The following is a 17,629-nucleotide window of genomic DNA, read 5'->3' as shown; positions in this document are numbered from 1 at the left end:
CCCCTCGCGTCAGACGAGGATCTCCGCCGGCTCCGGGTGGCTAAGGAACCCCTTGGGGCTGGCCGTGTAGCCATAGGCCCCGGACTGGAAGACCACCACCAGATCGCCAATCTCCGCGCGGGGCAGTTCCATCTGCTGACCCAGGACGTCCAGCGGGGTGCACAGCGGCCCGACGACGTCCACGACTTCGGTGTCGGCCTCTCCCATGCGGTTGCCGATGGCGACCGGGTAGTTCTTGCGGATCACCTGACCAAAGTTGCCCGAGGCCGCCAGGTGATGATGAAGCCCTCCATTGGTGACGAGGAATACCCGGCCGCGCGAGACCTTGCGGTCCAGTATCTCGGCGACGTACACGCCCGCCTCCCCCACCAGATAGCGGCCCAGCTCGAGGATGATCTCGGCCTGCGGCATCCGCGCGCGAACCTCCGGCAGGCGTTTCTCGAGCTGCTCGGCGATGGGGCCCAGGGTCAGCGGTTGATCGCCCGGGAAATAGGGGATGCCGAAACCGCCCCCGATGTTCAGCGTCTCCACCGGCCCCGGGGCATGGTCGGCCAGGCGCAATGCCAGGTCGAGGGTCAGGCCCTGGGCCTCCACCAGCGACTCGGCGCGCAGATTCTGCGAGCCGGCAAAGATGTGAAACCCGCGAAAGTGCAGCCCCAGCTCGCCAATGCGCCCCAGCATCTCGGGCACGCACTCGGCATCCACGCCGAACACCTTGGGGCCGCCACTCATCTTCATGCCCGAGGTCTTCAGCTCGAAGTCGGGGTTCACGCGTACCGCGACGCAGGGCGCCCTGCCGGTACGCTCGGCAATCGCCGCGACCCGCGTCAGTTCGGTATCGGACTCGAGGTGGATGGTGATCCCCGCGGCTACCGCCATCTCCAGCTCTGCCGGGGACTTGCCCGGCCCGGCGAAGCTGATATCGGCCGCGGACACCCCGGCGTCCAGTGCAATCTGCAGTTCGCGCCCGGAGGCGACATCCAGGCCATCGACCAGCGAGGCCATATGGCCCACGACCGCCGGCATCGGGTTCGCCTTGATCGCGTAGTGGATCGACAGGTCCCGCGGCAAGGCCTGGCGCAGGGCCTGGACGCGGCGCGTCATGACCTGTCGGTCATAGGCATAGAACGGGGTCCGGCCCGCGCGGCGGGCGATCTCGGCCAGAGGGATACCGCCGATCAGCAGCGAGTGGTCGCGCACCTCGAAGGCCGCCATCGCCGCATGCCGGGGGGCGGACGTCATGGATACCTCCCGGTTCATGACAGGGCGACCGCCTGGAACAGGCCCTCGAACTCGGCCGCCAGCGCCTTGCGGTCAATCTTGCCATTGCCATTGCGGGGCAGGGACTGCGACCGCAGCTCCAGGTGGCTGGGTACCATGAAGGCCGGCAAGCGCTCGCGCAGCAGCGCCATCAGCTGGTCATGGGTCACCGAGGGTTCGGCGGGCAGCGCGACCAGGACGACCGCCTGGCCCAGCTGCGGATGCGCGATACCCAGCGCCGCCCCCTCGGTCACCAGCCCCGTGGCATAGGCGACCTCCTCGATCTCCACCGGGCTCACCCGGTACCCCGAGGTCTTGATCATCTCGTCGCGCCGGCCGACGAAGTACAGATATCCGTCCTCGTCCATCCGCACCGTGTCACCGGACCACACGGCCATCTCCTGGCCCGGCAGGCCTTCGGGTTGTCCCGGCGCGGGACGGAAGCGCTGGGCCGTGCGCGCGGCATCGTTCCAGTAGCCCATCGCGACCAGGGCCCCGCGATGGACCAGTTCCCCGGGCTCTCCGGGGGCGCAGCGGCTGCCGTCCTCGCGCACGACCATGACCTCGGCATTGGGTATGGCCCGCCCCATGGAGTCGGGGCGGCGATCGACCTCCTCGGGCGGCAGATAGGTCGAACGGAAGGCCTCCGTGAGGCCGTACATCAGATAGACCTGGGTGCGCGGCAGGTGCGCCCGCAGGCGCTTCAGGGTCTTCAGGGGCATCGCGCCGCCCGAGTTCGTGATGTAGCGCAGGGATCGCCGCGCGGCCTCCGGCCACTCCATCTCGGCCAGCTGGATCCACAGCGGTGGCACCGCCGCCAGCCCGGTGATCCCGCCCTGGCTCACCGCCTTCAGAACGTCGCGGGGCAGGAGGTAATTGAGCAGGGTGGCATGGGCCCCGGTCAGGAACGCGGTGGTCAACTGACTGAAGCCGTAATCGAAGCTGAACGGCAGCACGCAGAGGATGCGGTCCTCCGCACGATTGTGCAGATAGTGCGCGACGCTTTGCGCACCGGCCACCAGGTTGCGGTGCGACAGCACCACGCCCTTGGGTCGCCCGGTGCTGCCGGAGGTGTAGAGGATCGCCGCCATGTCCGTGTCGATGACCCGATGGGCCGGCCTGCCCAGCCCGAAATCCGCCGCCGACTGCCAGGCCTCGAGCCGCGGCCCGCCCGATGTTTCGGCGTCAGGCGGTGTGTCCACGAACAGGATGGTGTCCAGTTCCGGACATTGCGCCAGGGCATCGCGCAGCGCGGCATAGCGCACTGCGGACGTGACCAGGATTCGCACCCGGCAGTCCTGAAGGATGTGCGCGACCTGCGAGGCCTTCAGCAGCGGGTTGACGGGGACCATCACCCCTCCCGCCCGCGAGGCCCCGAACATCGCATGGACCGCCTCCGGACATTTGTCCAGATACACCGCAACCCGGTCCTGTCGCTGAAGCCCGGTGGCGAGCAGCCGTCGGGCTGCGTTCTCGATGTCGCTGGCGGCCGCCTCGTATGACTGCGTGACCCCCCGATGGGTGATGGCCGAGGCCATTGGGTTTCGCTCGGCGCTGTGCAAAACGCCTTCGTGCAGCAGGGTGGTGTGACGCATGATCAGAACGGACTCCGTCAAGGTGGATTCGGCACGCAGCCGAGTACGAATCTTTTACAACCCCATACCCACTCGTTCGGTAAATAGGCTACTCTTCGAGTGGGCCGAACACTATCGCCGTTTTCATGTGTCGAAACTCGAATCGACACGCACGTACTGCTGTATAGCGGAATTCTCTGCGATGCGCGACTACCTGCTGTTTTTTATAATAATGGTGTTGATCCCGGTGATCCTGGCAAGGCCCTGGGTCGGCATCCCCGCCTGGTTCTGGGTCGGCCTGATGGCCCCGCATGGCCTCACCTGGTCGTTCATGCGCAGCTTCCCCGTAGCCGCCGTCATTGGCATGACAACGCTGGCCGCGCTGTTTCTGGCCAAGGATCGACGGCCGATGCCGATGACGCGCGAGATGGTGATGTTATGGGTGTTTCTCGGCTACATCACCATGACTTCGTATTTTGCGGTAAATTCCAGCGGTGCATGGGACTTCTGGCAGCACGTTTTTAAGATCCTCTTGATTACATTTATCACACCCATGCTGATATTCGGTCAGCTTCGCATCGTCTGGCTGTTATTAGTTATTACATTCTCCATCGCATTTTTCGGGTTCAAGGGCGGCCTGTTCACGCTGTCCACGGGCGGGCAGTACATGGTGCTGGGCCCTCCGGGCTCCTATCTGTCCGGGAACACGTACATCGGGCTGGCAATGGTGATGGTGCTGCCGCTGATCCTGATCAGCGCGCGGCTGTTCCGCGAGCGCTGGGTGGATCTCGAGATCCCGGGCCTGGAGCGCTTCTACCGGCCGATCAGCTGGGGCGTATACGGCGTGTTCTGGCTGACTGCCATCGCGATCCTCGCGACCTATTCCCGCGGGGCCCTGCTGGGGATCCTGGTGGTCGCGCCGTTCCTGTTCTGGCACATGCGCCACAAGCTGGCGATGGTGATGGCCGGCGTGCTGGTCTTCGGGGTGATTGGAGTGACCGCGCCGGATCGTCTGCTGGATCGCTGGGGCACGATCGAGACCTACGAGGAAGACCGTTCCGCCATGCAACGCATCCAGGCGTGGGGCGTGAACTGGAACATGGCCACCGAGCGACCGCTTACCGGGATGGGCTTTCGCAACCACCACCTCGGCTATGACTGGTGGGTCGGCTACGCGAATTTCGAGGGGGACTGGCGCCACGTGCTGTCGCCGCACAGCATCTATTTCGGCCTGATGGGCGAACATGGCTTTGGTGGACTCGCCACCTTCCTGCTGCTGGTCGGCTTCACGTTCTTTTCGCTGAACCGGATCCGCAAGCGAGCCCGGCTCGAGACGGGGCAGATCTGGCTGGCGGAATACGCCTGGGCCATCCAGGTGGGGTTGCTCGGCTACCTGGCTGCCGGGGCCTTCCTCGACGTGATCTACTTCAACCTGCTGTTCGCGTTCATCGCCCTGGCCGTCATCATGCGCCGCGAACTGGAAGAAGCACCCCGCGTGGCCGAGGCGCCCGTGTCCGCACCAGTCCAGGCGAACACGTTCCCGACGCGAGCCGAACCCGACAGCGCCACCGGGGCGCCCGGCATCTCGCGCTAGGGAAACACGGATTCATGTACACGCACGCTCATGGGTAAGGTCGTCACCTTGGGCGCCTCCACGCTCCAGCCGTGGGCCGAGCGCCTTGCCCAGGCGGTCGCAGCCCATGTGCGACCGGACACCGGGCTCTGGGACCCCATCGAGCAGGCGCCGAGCCCCGCGGACCATTACGGCCAGACCAGTGCGACCCTGGCGCTGTACCTGCAGGGTGGCCCCGAGATGGAACAGTGGGGCTGGCCATTGCGGGCCTGGCTCACGCGCTGTGGCCGCCACGCCGGGCACGCACCGTTCAACCGCCTGTTGCTGCTGTTGTTGCGGGAACGGGTCATCGCGGGGGTACAACCTGTCACGCCCGCACTGGAAACGATGCTCGACGAGGCGCTGCAACGGTGCCATCCGAGTCGACACTATCCGTCGAATAACTGGACCCTGCTGGCCCAGCTTTGCCGTCTGGTTGAGGCCCGGCCCGGCCGCCCACGCGACCATGCGGCGGCTCGGCTGGCCGCATTGCTGGAACGCTGGACGACCGCCAGCGGCGGTTTTATCGACTATCCGGCCCGCCCGGGGCCACGGGGCGTGGCCACCCCGATGGCGTACCACCACAAGGCCTTGCTGATCGCCTCGATTGCGCTGTGTTACGCACCCACGCCCGCGCTGGCAACGCTCACCCAGCGCCTCTATGGCTGGGTCGCGCTGACCTGGGACGGCGGGGAGTACGCGGGAGGTCTTGGCCGCAGCACCCACTCCCTGTTCGGCGACGCCTGCCTGGTGGGCAGCCTGGATCTGCTCGGGCTGGCCGGGGCACAGCAGACGGACGCCCCGGCCGGGCAGATGCTGCGTGGCGTGCTGGCGCGATGGGAGCGGCAACGCAGAGGCGACGGTCTGCTGGGTCTGACGCCCGCGGATCGTGCCTCCACACCCGGGAACCGTCCCGCGGGATGGGACAACTACATGCACCTGTCGGTCTACAACGCCTGGGCCGCTGCGGTCCTGGCATGGGCCGGCGACCGGCGGCGCCGCGAGGGGACGCCGGAGATCGTCGAGGATCTTCAATGGGCAGGAGGGCGGACCGGCGCCTGCCAGCAGGATCTGCAGGCGGGCGTACTGTGCGCCCGGGCCGGGCCGGACCTGTGTGCCCTGATCAGCACCCGCGGGCAAGCGCCACAGGCGTTCAGCCGCGACGTGGCCGAGCTGCGCTATGCCGGTGGTCAGCCCTTTCACATTCGCCACCGCGACCGGATCCTGTGCCCGCCGGCGGTACGGGTCGAGGCCGAAGCGCTGCTGCGCAACCCGGCCCTGGCCGGCTGGGTACCTTTGTTTCGAATCGGCGACCAGTTCTGGGCCCTGGCCGATTTTCGCTCGGTGACGGTGGATACGGCGGGGGCCGCCGTACGGGTACGGCTGGAAGATGGCCACGCGGTCCCCGTGCTGCGGGCAGCGGCCCGCACCCTCTGGAGGCGCGGCCTGGCCGCGCTGGACTGGCGCTGGTTCGGCGGGGCCGTCGGACGCGGGGAGGCCCTGCGGCGCCCGCGCTCGTCCGTCCTGTTCGGCCGCATCACGTTCTGGCTGGACCCCGCCGGGCCCACACTGCGCCAGGAGGTCGCGCTGGAATGCCGAGGCGAGGTCCCGGTCCACTACCTGAACCCGGGCGGCCATGCGCTGGTGGTCGACAACGGCCCGAGTGTGCGGCGCTTTCAGCAGCAGGATCCGGTGACCGGTCAGTGGACCGAAGTGCTCTTTCCCGCATCCGGACGCTCGATCGTCCAGATCCCCCTGCCCTCGACCATCCCCGGCCTGGGCTGCGCACTACCGCCGAAACCGCTGCCCCCGGGCCCCTATGCCCACCGACTGACGCTTGGCTGGAGCGACTGAATACCCGCCCCCGGAACGTGAGGGAGACGCGGGATTCAATCCGCGTCTCCTAGTCGCCTTCGGGCAAGCGCTGCAGGATGATCCCGCGGCGCAGGTCGGACCAGATCAGCACATCCGTCCCGGGCAGTGGGGTGACGCGATGCCAGTTCTCGTAGCGGTCAAACGGGCGGTCGGCAAAGTCCACCTGCTGCCAGTTGTACATCAGCCGCCAGGGTTTGCCGCGGGGCGGATCGCCGATGTACATCTGCCGGGCATTGTTCTGCAGCAGGATGTAGTCCCCGGTCTTCGGGTGATAGGTCAGCCGGCTGCCGCCGGCAACATAGGCCTGTCCGGAGGCCCCGTGCCGCTGGAATCGGCCCTCGCGGTCGATGGTGGCCGTGGCCTCGGCGCCGCGGCGGTGGTTGCCGCCGTACTGGGTCATGCCCCCATAGATCAGCACCTCGCGATGCACCGGGTTGTAGAGCATGGTTCCGCCATACCCGGAGGACTGGGTGCGGCCCTCGGGGCCTCGATAATCCGGGTGATTCCGGGGATAGGTCCACGCCCGATCGCCATGCCCCCAGACACGGACCTGCCCCATCGTGTGGGCCTCGATGCCGTCACCCGGTATAAGGTCGTAGCTGGCGGAGCCCAGCGTATAGAGGACGAATTTCTCGATATCGGGATGCCACACGGTCGAGTGATCGCCGACTGCATGCGCATTGCCCTGGCCGGCACCCAGGCCGACCTCCTCCCAGGCCGTCGGGTCGGTATACGGGGCGCGCACCAGGCGGCCGATATCGGAACGCCGCGGCTCGCTCGGCGAGAAGTACAGGTAGCCATCACCGCCATCCATCAGGCGGTTGTACGGGCGCCGCTCGCCCCCGTCATAATCGAGCCCCGGCGGGGCCACGACGCCGGCCCAGGTCAGATCCGGCTCCAGCCAGGTCACCGAGCGGACGGAATTGTCGCGCATCAGGATATTGAACAACCGCCCGGTCTCCGGATCGAAGATGTGGCGGTCGGTCCACCCCACCCCGAAGGTGCCGCGCTTGTCCGGGTCATGCCACTGGGTGTTGTTCATGCGCGCCATGTCCGGGACTCCGTCCGGCAGCTGGGTCTCCACGCGGCGGAACTCGCCCGGTTCCAGGGTCTCGGCGATGTCGTACAGCTTTGAACGTCGCTCCGGCGCGGGCTGCGATGCCGAAACCTGCAGGAACGCCGCGTGTGATTCGGCCCGTGGTGGCGGGACGGCGGCCGCCCGCTCCTGACCGAACGCCGATTGATGCCGGTGCAGCAGCGGGCCGGCCTGGTTGAGCCAGAGGATCACCCCGAAGTCGTCGATCGGCACCGGCACGATCCCGCCATAGCGATCAAACGGCCAGCGCTGGCCGCTCCAGTCGGCCGCCTTGCGCCATTCGTCCTTGTCCGGGTCGAGCTCCCACAACTCGCGCACCCGCCCGGCCCGCAGCACCAGATAGTTCCCCGTTTGCGGATCGTAGGTCAGGCTCTCGTTCATGATCCCGAACACGAACGGGGCGTCGCCGAGGTCGCGCACGTGGCCGTTGCCATCGAGCAGGGAGACCTTGTTGCGGGACTTGTTGCCACCGATGAACAGCATCTCGTCGCGCACGCGGTTGTACTGGGCGGAGGAGTGATAGCCGTCCACCGCGACCTTGCCGTGTTCGACCCAGCGGCCATCGCGGAGGCCATAGACCTGACCCTCACGGAGGTAGATCAGCTGGTCCAGGGCGTCATGCCACTCGATTGGGTCGGTATGCTCCCAGCCGCCACCGGGACCGGGGAAACTGCGAGTCGCGAGTTCCCAGCGATCCTCCGCAATGGAATAGCGATGCAGGGTGCGCTGCGAGCGGCCGGCGCTGATCTTGTAGTAATGCCCCCGCTCGGGATCGAGTGCCACCCCGCCATAGACATGCGCGAAGGGGGGTGGGCCCTCGGCGGACAGGTGCTGCCACTCATGGCCGTCTTCGCGGTAGGCAATGAATACCGGCCGCGATCCACGGTCGCCATACATGAAGAGCTGGCGCCGCTCGGCATCCCAGTGGGCGCTGTCGTTCCAGGTATCCGGATCGATCGAGTAGGCACGCAGAAAGTCGTGATAGCGCTGGAACCCCTCGGGCAAACCGGCATCGAGGGGGGCCAGTTCCCCCGGCTGCAGGCTCGCCGCCATCCGCCCCAACGCGCTGTCACTGGCCGCTGCCTGGCTGGTCGCAAGCGCCAGCGCGAGGATGGCCGGCAACCAGACGGTGCTTCGACGCGCGAGCCGGCGCATCAGGCAGCCTTTCCGGTTGGGTGGGCAGCCGCCTGGTGGCGGTGAGGGTCGACCCCCAGCTCCTGAACCGCCTGGAGTAGCGGCATCACCTTGACGAAGGTCGGCGAGAGCGGACGGGTACGCCCTGTGCGCAGGGCCTCGAGGGTGTAGCCGACCACACGCTCGGGACGAGTGAACACATTGAACAATGGCCGCGCCAGGTGGGCCGCACTGCGGCTGATACGCGTCCACTCCGCGCGTGGGCGCGGCTCCGTGGGCTTCTGGCTGTACGGGATGTGCGCGGCGTGGGGATAGTGACTCTTGATCACCTCGTCATGGAACGCGCGCATCGCAAACGACTGCCACGGCAGGCTCAGCAGAAACGCCAGCACGTCGGGATCCTGATAGGGCAGGCATACCGCGTGCTGCTGGCCGGCCATGGCGATCGGCAGCAGGGCGATCTCGCGGCGGATCCGGCTCCAGAACAGGAACGACTTGACCGGGTCGGGCGCACCGGCGTGCGCGGACAGCTCGCGGTTGATCGCCTCACGGGCGATCTGTATGCCCCAGCGCTCCTGAAACGGGCGCTTCAGGAACGCGGTATAGCTGCCCCCCGCCAGCAAGCGATTGGTCGCGCCTGCGAGGTCGCCGGCATCCAGACACTCGGCCATGCGCGCGTCGAAATAGTTGCCATTGCTCAGGATATCGCCGGCCAGGCCATCGAAGACCGGGCCGTCCAGATAGGGCAGCAGCTCGAGATACCAGCTGTTTTCATCCGTGGAGTAGTGGTTCAGGCGATTCTTTTGCCATTCTGCGGCGACGCGATCCTGGGACATCTCGATCACCTGACACTCGATGTCCAGGTGCCGGGACACCGCCTGCGCCGCACCAGTCTCGTCCCCACTCTTCGCCTGCAGGACGAGCGTTCGGGGCGGGGGGGTGCCCTGGCGTGCCAGTTCCAGGCAGATATGGCGCGAGTCGCGGCCGCCGGACAAAGGCAGGCGCCCCACGCCTCCAGCGGCGCGTCGTTCGATGGCCCGCGCAAAGAGTTCCGCGAACCGTGTCCGCGCCTCGTGCGGATCTCCGGGAAAAGCGGCCATCAGGGGGATGGCGGAACGCTCGCCGGAGAGCACACCCTCGCGCCACAGCAGGGTCTCTCCCGGCATCAGGACTTTCACGCCCGCCAGCGGAGTCTGATCACCCACCAGATAGCCCAGGGCCATGAAGACCGCGATGGCTTCGTCGTCAAAAGTGGGCGCCGACAAGCGCGCCGCGACCTCCTGCAGGGAATCGGCCACAATCAGGCGACGGCCCTCGCGGGCATAGAACAGCGGGATGAACCCGAGCCGATCCGCCGAAACGGAGAGACTCGCCCCGTCGAATGACCAGCCCGCGACGAGTGTCGGGCCTCCGGCGACCCAGTCGAACTCCAGATGATGGGAAGCCTGCCCCAGGCACTGGCGACCGATAACCTCTACGAACGCCATCGTATGCTCCCCAAGGGATCCCGGTGGACCTGGAGGCCTTTTCGCCGATCCGCGCAATGAGCTGACAGCGAGGGCATGGCGGCTAATGCAGCTGCGAAGACGAAGGAGGGCACGAGAGGCCGCCGGTTTCCAGATAGCGTTTGTCCGCCAGCAGGGCCTGCCGGATACGCTGAATGCCATCGCCAAACCCGACGTGCTGAAAACGCTCGTTCACCTCGATCAGGACCGGACCGTTCGGGGTCAGGGCCACGTCCCAGCCGGCGGTCCGGATCGGCAGGAGGTCCCTTGCCGCGGCCTTGACCAGCTGCAGGGCCTCCACCCAGAACGGGACCTCGAATCCTTCGATCAAGGCACCCGTGGTCGGATGGTGGGTGACCCAGTCATAGCCCAGACCATTGGCGTTGAACGCCCAGGCCGTGCCCAGCCGCCCATCTTCGAGCTGTGGCAGGGCCACCACGTTGGCCGTAAAACGTCCGGTGCACGGGTCACTGATGTTATCGGTGACCGAATCGCCGACAATCAGGCGGAAGTGACAGTCCAGCACCTCCGGCTCCCCTTCCGGGCTGACCCGGGTGAACAGCCTCAATGCCGATATGGACCGGGTTCCGGTTAGTTCAGCGACACGATCATGGCTGCGCAGGCGCTGCTCGAGGATGCGATCCTCGCCATCATCGGCCAGACCGGCGACCTCCTTCGCGAACTCGGGCAGTCCGGCCTCCTCCCGTGAATCCAGCCCCAGCGCGACGATCCCGTGCCCCTGGCGCCCGTGTCTGGGCTTGGCCAGAAAAGATTCGGGTAGCCGACGCACGAAGGCCTCCCATTGCGCGGGCGTGGAGAGCGGCTCTCCCTGGGCATCGCGCGAACCATGACGCGAAACCACCCCGAGCAGGTCGGCCACAGGGAGGTCATGGCTGCGACAGAAGTCGTGGAACATGAGCTTGTCGCGACACATCGCCGCATGCGGCGAGTTCACCGCATGCTGGAGCCCGTGCAGGCGCTCCTCACTGACGTGGGCCAGGTGCTCGTTCATCGGAAGCCGCGGGTCCAGCAGACCCCGGCACAACGACTCACCCGGCAGAAATCGACCGGCGCCGTACAGCCGAAGCGCCTTCCAGGCGATGGCCGGTGTCGAGGAACCGTAGTGGTTGGCGGCCGCCTGAAACTGGCCCCACACATCTGAGCGGCAGAAGTGCCGCACGATGTGATTAGAGCGATAAAGCGCGGATGCCAATAACCCCGAGACTTTACCCACGATGGACTCCACGACTAAAAGTAAACGCCTGAACGCACTTGCTCCCGCTGGCGCAAGAGAATGCCGTTTTCCAGGTCTGAACGAGCAACCACGCCATTCCTGCAAAAGGCCGAATCCGGACGTTTCAGATTAGCAGTTCAAAACGGCGCGAAAAGGCCTGTCGCGTACCAAAAAAACCGTACCGACAGTTGCAACAACGCGATATATGCTAGGGATACGATGATTCAGGATCGCTTTCTGGCGACACATGGGCACGTAGCCGACACCGCCTTTATAGGCAGTTGATTTGAAATCAATCTGCCAACCACGCTTGCGACACTACGTGCGCCGGAACTCAGGAAGGTCTTGCTCGGCAGTCGCCGTCGTCAGCGAAGTCTGCAATGGGGGAAGCGTGTGGCCACCGTCAATGTTTACAGTCCGCGCAGCCTTTTGAAGGAGGCCCTGCACCTGGGGCTGGGCGATTACCAGTACTGGAAGGTCTTTTATATCGACCTCCCGCAGCCCGCGGTCGAACTGCCCGAAGGCATCCGGGTCGGGCCGATCACCCCCGAGGACCTGGACGGCGTGGTGGATGAAGGGATGCTGCAGCGTCGGGAGTTCGGAGGCGAAGGGGCGCAGGGTTTCGGTCTTTTTCGCGACGATGAACTCGTGGCAGTGCAATGGTACTGGTGGGGCGCGCGGTACGAGGCCGAGCGCCAGGGGCGCAGCTGGAGACTTCCCGAGGGGGCGGCGAAATCGACCGGGCTGTACACCCTGCCCCAGCATCGCGGGCAGGGGTATGCGGCCCTGCTGAAAAGGCAGACGGCCTACCTGATGTCGCAGCGGGGCTTCACCCGCCTGTACAGCCGCATCTGGCACAGCCACAAGAGTTCGATCCGGGTGAGCGAAAAAACCGGCTGGCGGGTCGCCGGCTCCTATATCGAGATCTGCCCGTTCTCCCGGCGCATTCAACTTCGCCTGCCGGTATGACCGAGACGCCCATGCCGCAGCGCGTCGCGGTGTTCTCGGACGGGTCGCCGCTTGCCCTGAAGGTGCTGTACTGCCTGCAGCACCTCGGCGCCGAGATCCACCTGCTGGAGCTCAAGTCCCCGGGGGCCGCCCGTCACTCCCGGTACCGCGATCGCTACCAGCGCATGCCCCTGCCGGACACCCAGCCGGAAACCCTGGAAGCCTTTGGCGACCACCTGCGCGACTACTGCACACGACACCGTATCGACGGGATTATCGGGGCCGACATCCTGGGGGCCGGCGTAGTCCACGCGCTTGCACCGCGCCTGCCGGGCGTGACGGCCTTTCCCTCCAGCAGCCTGGAGGTGCTGGGCATGCTGGACGACAAATGGGCCTTTCAGCGTTTCATGGAGACTCACGGAATCCCGTGCCCAAAGGCGCTGCGACTGGAAGGCCCCGGAGACCTGGAGCGCCTGCGGGATGCCGGGATGACATTCCCGCTCGTGGTCAAACCGCTGTACGGCGAATCCAGTCATGGAATCATTCAGGCGAAACGCCTCGAGGATATAGAGGCCCACCTGGAGAAAGGTGGCCGCCATGCTCAGTTCCCGCTGGTGGTGCAGGAATACGCATCCGGATTCGACGCGGACCTGAGCCTGCTGGCCCGGGATGGGGAAGTGGTCTGCCATCTCCTGCAATCGCGCCGGAATCCCTGTTCGCTGGAATTCTTCACCGACGAGCGGCTGCTGGAGATCGGTCGCCGGATCGTCCGGGCGGCGAACTATACCGGCGTGGCGAATATCGACCTGCGCGTGGACGAATCGACCGGGGACGTGCGCGTACTCGAGTGCAATCCGCGCTTTTGGTACACCCTGCAGGCCTCGCTGTGGGCCGGGATCAATTTCGTCGAGGCGGGTTTTGCGCTGGCCGCGGGGAGCCCGGCTGTACGCGCCTCCCCCGCGGCCGGTGCCTACCACCTGCACAGCCACCTGCTGAAACACCTGCTCTGGCAGCCCCGCCAGTGGCGCGGGATCGCCCCGTACAACCTGCGCGGCCTGTGGCAGGCAATGCGCGATCCGCTGCCGTTCCTGCTCTAGCGAAACAAGAGCGAGAAACTACCCGCGAAAGATCTGCTCCATCTCCCGCCTGAACCCGCGCTGATGCGCGATCTGGAGGCTGGCCAGCCCATAGGTCGTGTTGCCCTCGAGGATTAGCGGGCCCTCGGGCGTAATCGCGATGTCCCAGCCGATCGTCTTGACCTCGGGCAGGCTACGCTGGGCTTGCAGCGCGAGAGCCTTGACCTCCTCCCACAGCGGCAGCGGAGTGCCCTCGATAGGCTCGCCGGTATCCGGGTGCTCGGTCACCGGCTGGATGACCGGCCACGCTGGACTGCGCGAGGTATATCCAAGAGACAACCGACCGCTGTCCATATCCACGGCAGCAACCATGTTTCCGTTGGCCGCCAGCCCGAAATTGTCGGTGTCTCCCTCACCCGCGGTCAGCTTGATCTCGGCACAGAACAGGCGGGCCTTACCGTCACGCATGTAGGTCACGATCCGCACACAGCCCACGGCCGTGGGGGACATCAAGCCGCTGAGTTTGTCATGGGGCTGGATGCGCGACTGGGCGATGAAACAGGTCTGGCTCTGGCTGGCACGCGCCCGTACGAAATAGAACAGGTCGCTCAGAGCCGTGACCCGACCGCAGTAATGCCAACGATCATTCCGTCGAGTGGCAGAAAATGCCCCGTCGCCATACGCGCCGTCATCGGGCTTGATGAACAGGTCCTCCTCACCGGCCTGCAACACTTCCAGCCAGCGGCGGGCGCTTGTGACAACCGTCCCCGCCCCCTCGGGACTGCCCTCCACGGGAGGGGTTTCATGGCCAGGGGGGATGATCGCCTGCACCGGCGGGGTTGGCAGCCCATGGCGCACGCAGTGAGCAAAGAACAAGCTCTTTCGACTCACGGTGCTTCGATGACGCTCCGCACTGATTGCACGGAAGTGATCGCCGTACGCCTTGTTGTCGATCACATAGTCCTGCCAGTGCGAAGGGTCCACCGTGGCCAGGCGGAAGAGCGAGTAATGACGCGGTCCGATGCGATGCCGGAATCGGGCTTTGAGGACGCCGTGCATTCGGGTCGTGACGCGCGGGGCATCGGGGGTCGGCTGCGATACCGCCAGGTAGTAGCCCCTGGCACAGGTGTAGGCCTTGCGTAGGTGGCGTTTCAGGATCATTTCTTGATCACCTCCCGATCTTGATCGAGCGGGCGGATGTCACCCACGAAAGATCTGCTCCATCTCCCGCTTGAACCCGCGCTGGTGCGCGATCTGCAGGATATCCAGCCCGTAGGTCGAGTTGCCTTCCAGGATCACGGGCCCGTCCGGGGTAATCGCGATGTCCCAGCCAACCGTCCTGACCTCGGGCAGGCTGCGCTGGGCCTGGAGCGCGAGCGCCTTGACCTCGTCCCACAGCGGCACCGGAGTGCCCTCGATAGGCTCGCCGGTATCCGGATGCTCAGTCACCGGCTGGATGACCGGCCAGGCGGGACTGCGCGAGGCATAGCCAACCGACATCCGACCACTGTCGATATCCACCGCCGCAACCACATTGCCAGTGGTTCCCAGCACGAAGTTGTCGATATCCCCCTCCCCCGCGGTCAGCTTGATCTCGGCGCGAAAGAAATGGACCTCGCCATCCTTCATGTAGGTCACGATCCGCACACAGCCCACGGCCGTGGGCGACATCAGGTGCCGGAGCCCGTGATGGACATGGATGCGCGACTGGGCAATGTAGGGCCTGCGGCTCTGGTCGGCTCGCTCACGGACGAAATGGAACAGGTCGCTGAGGGTCGTGGTCCTGCCGCAGTATTCCCAGCGATCACCCCGCCGAGTGGCAGAAAATGCCCCGTCGCCATACGACCCGTCATCGGTCTTGATGAACAAGTCATCGGTGCCATCGCCAAGGCGCTCCAGCCACCGCTGGACGTTTGGGGTGACCGGCCCGGCAATATCGAGACCATCTCCAGCCGGCTTGGCGGCGCTCGTCGGGATAATGGCCCGCAACGTAGGGGTGGGCAGACCATGGCGCTGGCAGTGCTCAAAAAACAGGCTCTTGTGGTTGAGGATGCGTCGGTACCGCTCGGCGCTGCACGCACGGAAGTGGTCTCGGTAGGCTTCGTTGTCGATCACGTAGTCGTCCCACCGCGCGGATTCGACCGCTGCCAGGCGGAAGAGCGAGTAATAGCGCGGCCCGATGCGATGCTGAAACCGAGCCTTGAGTACGCCGCGCAGCCGGGTGGTGACGCGCGGGGCGTCCGGGGTCGGCTGCGATACCGCCAGGTAGTAGCCCCTGGCGCAGGTGTAGGCCTTGCGGAAATGGCGTTTCAGGATCATTTCTTGATCACCTCCCGATCATGGCCGACGGGGCTGCTGGCCCCGCCGCGGCGCAGGAAACGCTTCAGCGATTGCTTGAGGCCGATCCGGGACAGAGCCGCGGAGACGGCGTCCGAACCCAGCGTGGTAGCGGCATGGGCAAGACCCAGGGCGAGCGGGCGCGGGCGACGCCGCAGGTAATAGACATCCGCACACAGCTGGTGGGCGGAGCCGAACAGGGCCTTGTGCGGGCTGTCGCCCGGGGCGAAATCGAAATAGCGAAACCGGCCCTCCTGGAACAGGGATTCCAGCACCAGCCATTGCAGTACCGTGCCCGGCGACAGGGCGGCCACCTTCGGGTGGTAGCCCAGGTAGGCGTAGACCAGGGCCGAGTCGCGGGCCGGGCAATACAGATAAGCCACCGGCTCGCCGTCCAGGAACAGGAGGTAGGCCCGCACCTGGTCGGCAGCGGCCAGCCGCGCGCTGCGCTCGGCGAACGCGTCATCGTCCGGGAGGCCGGCGTTCAGCAGGCGCTCCTGGTAGGTCAGCCGCGAGACCTCGCGCGCGAGGCTGCGAAAGGTCTCGATCTCCTCCGGTGTGCGATAGGTGCGCCAGTCGATCGTGCCCCCGGAGGCATCGGCGAACTTGCGCACCTTGCGCCGCATCGTCTGGCGGGACTTGGAGGAGAACTTCGCCTGATAACCCTCCCAGCCCATGTCGAGATCGATGTAGTGGCGCATGTACTGGCTGGGGACGTAGCGCAGATAGCCCGCCACCCACGACAGCCGCGGCAACGGCCCCTCGACGGGCTGCGAGCGGGCCAGGTGGCCATCGGCGACGGCATCCCCGGCGTACGGGGCCTGGGCCGCCGGGCGCTGCAGGAAATGGCGGTTGTCGACCGACATTCGCAGCGAGACGTCGCCCAGCGTGATCTCGCCGATGCGCAGGGCGAGACGGACCCGCCCGACCGGATAGCGGGTCACCGAATGTCCGGCCATTGGATGGTCGGCCCTCATCCCCAGAACACCCGCTGACTGGTCCAGTTCTCCAAAGCACGCAGTGCCGCCTGGGCTGCGGGGACGGTGAGCATGGGGGTCGCCTCGCGAGGCGCGGGCGTGGCCAGCACGTCGGCCATGCAGGCCGGGGTGAATCCGGGTTCCGACCGCAGAAACCGGCACAGTCGCTCCAGGCGGCGGCGGGTCAACGGATTGATGCCGGGGGTCGGCTGATCGTCCCGATAGCGCACGAACTCGAACGGGTGCGTCAGCACGACCACATCGCTGAGCCCCTGGCGCCGGGCCTGAAACAGCAGCCTGCGCATCTCCGGCCAGGAGGTGCCGGTAATGGTGAGCGACTTCAGATGGGTCCGCGGCCCCCACTGGAAATCGGTGTAGGTGGTCACCGGGAACTCGAGTACCCCGTCGATCACATGGCAGCCGCCCCGCAACTGCAGCTCCGGCTCGGCCGGCGGATAGATCGCGAGCCCGATATTGGAGGCCCGGGAGAGCCCGGCCTGCCGCATGGCAGCGTAGACCTTCAGGTCGACCTTGAGCCCGCCGGTACGCAGCACGCTGGGGGCATCCAGCCCCCAGCGGCGGAACGTCGCCCTTCCCTGTTCGATCAGGTCGGCCAGTTCCTCGACGCTGCGCCGGGTGACATTGTCGTTCGGCGGGTCGCTTTGCAGCCGCTGAACCCAGTCCGGATGCCCGAAGTACGTCCAGCAGGGGTGCAGGTGGAGCTGGATATCGTGCCCGCGGCCGGCGATCTCGTGGGCGATCTCGCCCATCGGCTCGTCGCCGAAATAAATCGTGTTCAGCGTCTCGACAAAGAAGGTGGCACGAATCGCATACCGGTCGAGGGTGTCCAGCAGATAGCCAAGACCCTCCGAGCGCCCGTTACGATGGCAGTAGACCGACGGCGGCCCGACCGGTTGGTGGGTTTGCGGCTCGCGAAAGGCCCCGGCGATGCTGAACTCGGTATCAACGGTCAAATGGACGCGGGTCGTCATCGTGTTCGC

13 protein-coding genes are annotated in these 17,629 nt (G+C 66.2%); 4 read left to right on the top strand and 9 right to left on the bottom strand.

Annotated features, from left to right (window positions below; genetic code table 11):
* Positions 1 to 9: 9 nt before the first annotated feature.
* Together F791_RS0106085 and F791_RS0106080 are read right to left on the bottom strand one after the other, a co-directional pair.
* Positions 10 to 1,215: a pyridoxal-dependent decarboxylase, exosortase A system-associated gene (locus F791_RS0106085; protein WP_019592333.1), complete on the bottom strand. Its 1,206-nt coding sequence runs from the start codon at positions 1,213 to 1,215 to the stop codon at positions 10 to 12.
* 41 nt (positions 1,216 to 1,256) lie between these two features.
* A complete protein-coding gene (locus tag F791_RS0106080) occupies positions 1,257 to 2,855 on the bottom strand; it encodes an acyl-CoA ligase (AMP-forming), exosortase A system-associated (protein ID WP_018175021.1) in 1,599 nt (532 codons plus the stop codon).
* 181 nt (positions 2,856 to 3,036) lie between these two features.
* Between F791_RS0106080 and F791_RS0106075 the strand changes: the two genes are divergently transcribed.
* Positions 3,037 to 4,428: a putative O-glycosylation ligase, exosortase A system-associated gene (locus tag F791_RS0106075; RefSeq protein WP_018175022.1), complete on the top strand. Its 1,392-nt coding sequence runs from the start codon at positions 3,037 to 3,039 to the stop codon at positions 4,426 to 4,428.
* A 30-nt stretch (positions 4,429 to 4,458) separates the two neighbouring features.
* A complete protein-coding gene (locus F791_RS0106070) occupies positions 4,459 to 6,300 on the top strand; it encodes a hypothetical protein (RefSeq protein ID WP_019592332.1) in 1,842 nt (613 codons plus the stop codon).
* Between the two features lie 49 nt (positions 6,301 to 6,349).
* On the opposite strand, the gene F791_RS0106065 is transcribed toward F791_RS0106070, so the two are convergent.
* The 3 genes from F791_RS0106065 to F791_RS0106055 form a co-directional block, all read right to left on the bottom strand.
* Positions 6,350 to 8,572, bottom strand: a complete 2,223-nt coding sequence (locus F791_RS0106065; RefSeq protein WP_019592331.1) for a hypothetical protein — start codon at positions 8,570 to 8,572, stop codon at positions 6,350 to 6,352.
* Complete coding sequence (locus tag F791_RS0106060) at positions 8,572 to 10,038, bottom strand: asparagine synthase-related protein (protein ID WP_018175025.1); 1,467 nt, start codon at positions 10,036 to 10,038, stop codon at positions 8,572 to 8,574. Before F791_RS0106060 ends, F791_RS0106065 begins: the two co-directional genes overlap by 1 nt.
* A gap of 82 nt (positions 10,039 to 10,120) precedes the next feature.
* A complete protein-coding gene (locus tag F791_RS0106055) occupies positions 10,121 to 11,236 on the bottom strand; it encodes a sugar-transfer associated ATP-grasp domain-containing protein (RefSeq protein ID WP_026333005.1) in 1,116 nt (371 codons plus the stop codon).
* Positions 11,237 to 11,683: 447 nt separating this feature from the next.
* Here F791_RS0106055 and F791_RS0106050 point away from each other — a divergent pair, with 447 nt between their 5' ends.
* Both F791_RS0106050 and F791_RS0106045 read left to right on the top strand, forming a co-directional pair.
* Positions 11,684 to 12,259, top strand: a complete 576-nt coding sequence (locus tag F791_RS0106050) for a GNAT family N-acetyltransferase (RefSeq protein ID WP_019592329.1) — start codon at positions 11,684 to 11,686, stop codon at positions 12,257 to 12,259.
* An 11-nt stretch (positions 12,260 to 12,270) separates the two neighbouring features.
* Positions 12,271 to 13,335: an ATP-grasp domain-containing protein gene (locus tag F791_RS0106045; RefSeq protein ID WP_019592328.1), complete on the top strand. Its 1,065-nt coding sequence runs from the start codon at positions 12,271 to 12,273 to the stop codon at positions 13,333 to 13,335.
* Between the two features lie 18 nt (positions 13,336 to 13,353).
* On the opposite strand, the gene F791_RS0106040 is transcribed toward F791_RS0106045, so the two are convergent.
* Genes F791_RS0106040 through F791_RS0106025 form a run of 4 tightly spaced genes read right to left on the bottom strand, consistent with a single transcriptional unit; the run spans position 13,354 to position 17,620 of the window.
* Positions 13,354 to 14,475 carry a sugar-transfer associated ATP-grasp domain-containing protein gene (locus F791_RS0106040; protein WP_018993318.1) on the bottom strand — a complete coding sequence of 374 codons (1,122 nt, stop codon included), beginning with the start codon at positions 14,473 to 14,475 and terminating at the stop codon, positions 13,354 to 13,356.
* Positions 14,476 to 14,514: 39 nt separating this feature from the next.
* The gene (locus tag F791_RS0106035; protein WP_018175030.1) at positions 14,515 to 15,633 is read right to left on the bottom strand and encodes a sugar-transfer associated ATP-grasp domain-containing protein; all 1,119 of its coding nucleotides are present in this window, start codon (positions 15,631 to 15,633) and stop codon (positions 14,515 to 14,517) included.
* Positions 15,630 to 16,628, bottom strand: coding sequence for a GNAT family N-acetyltransferase (locus F791_RS0106030; protein ID WP_026333004.1), 999 nt, complete (start codon positions 16,626 to 16,628; stop codon positions 15,630 to 15,632). The genes F791_RS0106035 and F791_RS0106030 overlap by 4 nt, the downstream gene beginning before the upstream one ends.
* Positions 16,625 to 17,620 (bottom strand): polysaccharide deacetylase family protein, encoded by a 996-nt coding sequence (locus F791_RS0106025; RefSeq protein WP_019592326.1) that lies wholly within the window; start codon positions 17,618 to 17,620, stop codon positions 16,625 to 16,627. The genes F791_RS0106030 and F791_RS0106025 overlap by 4 nt, the downstream gene beginning before the upstream one ends.
* Positions 17,621 to 17,629 lie beyond the last annotated feature (9 nt).

The organism is Thioalkalivibrio sp. ALRh (genome assembly GCF_000381425.1).
Taxonomy (GTDB): domain Bacteria; phylum Pseudomonadota; class Gammaproteobacteria; order Ectothiorhodospirales; family Ectothiorhodospiraceae; genus Thioalkalivibrio.
This window is presented reverse-complemented; position numbering and strand designations above follow the sequence as displayed.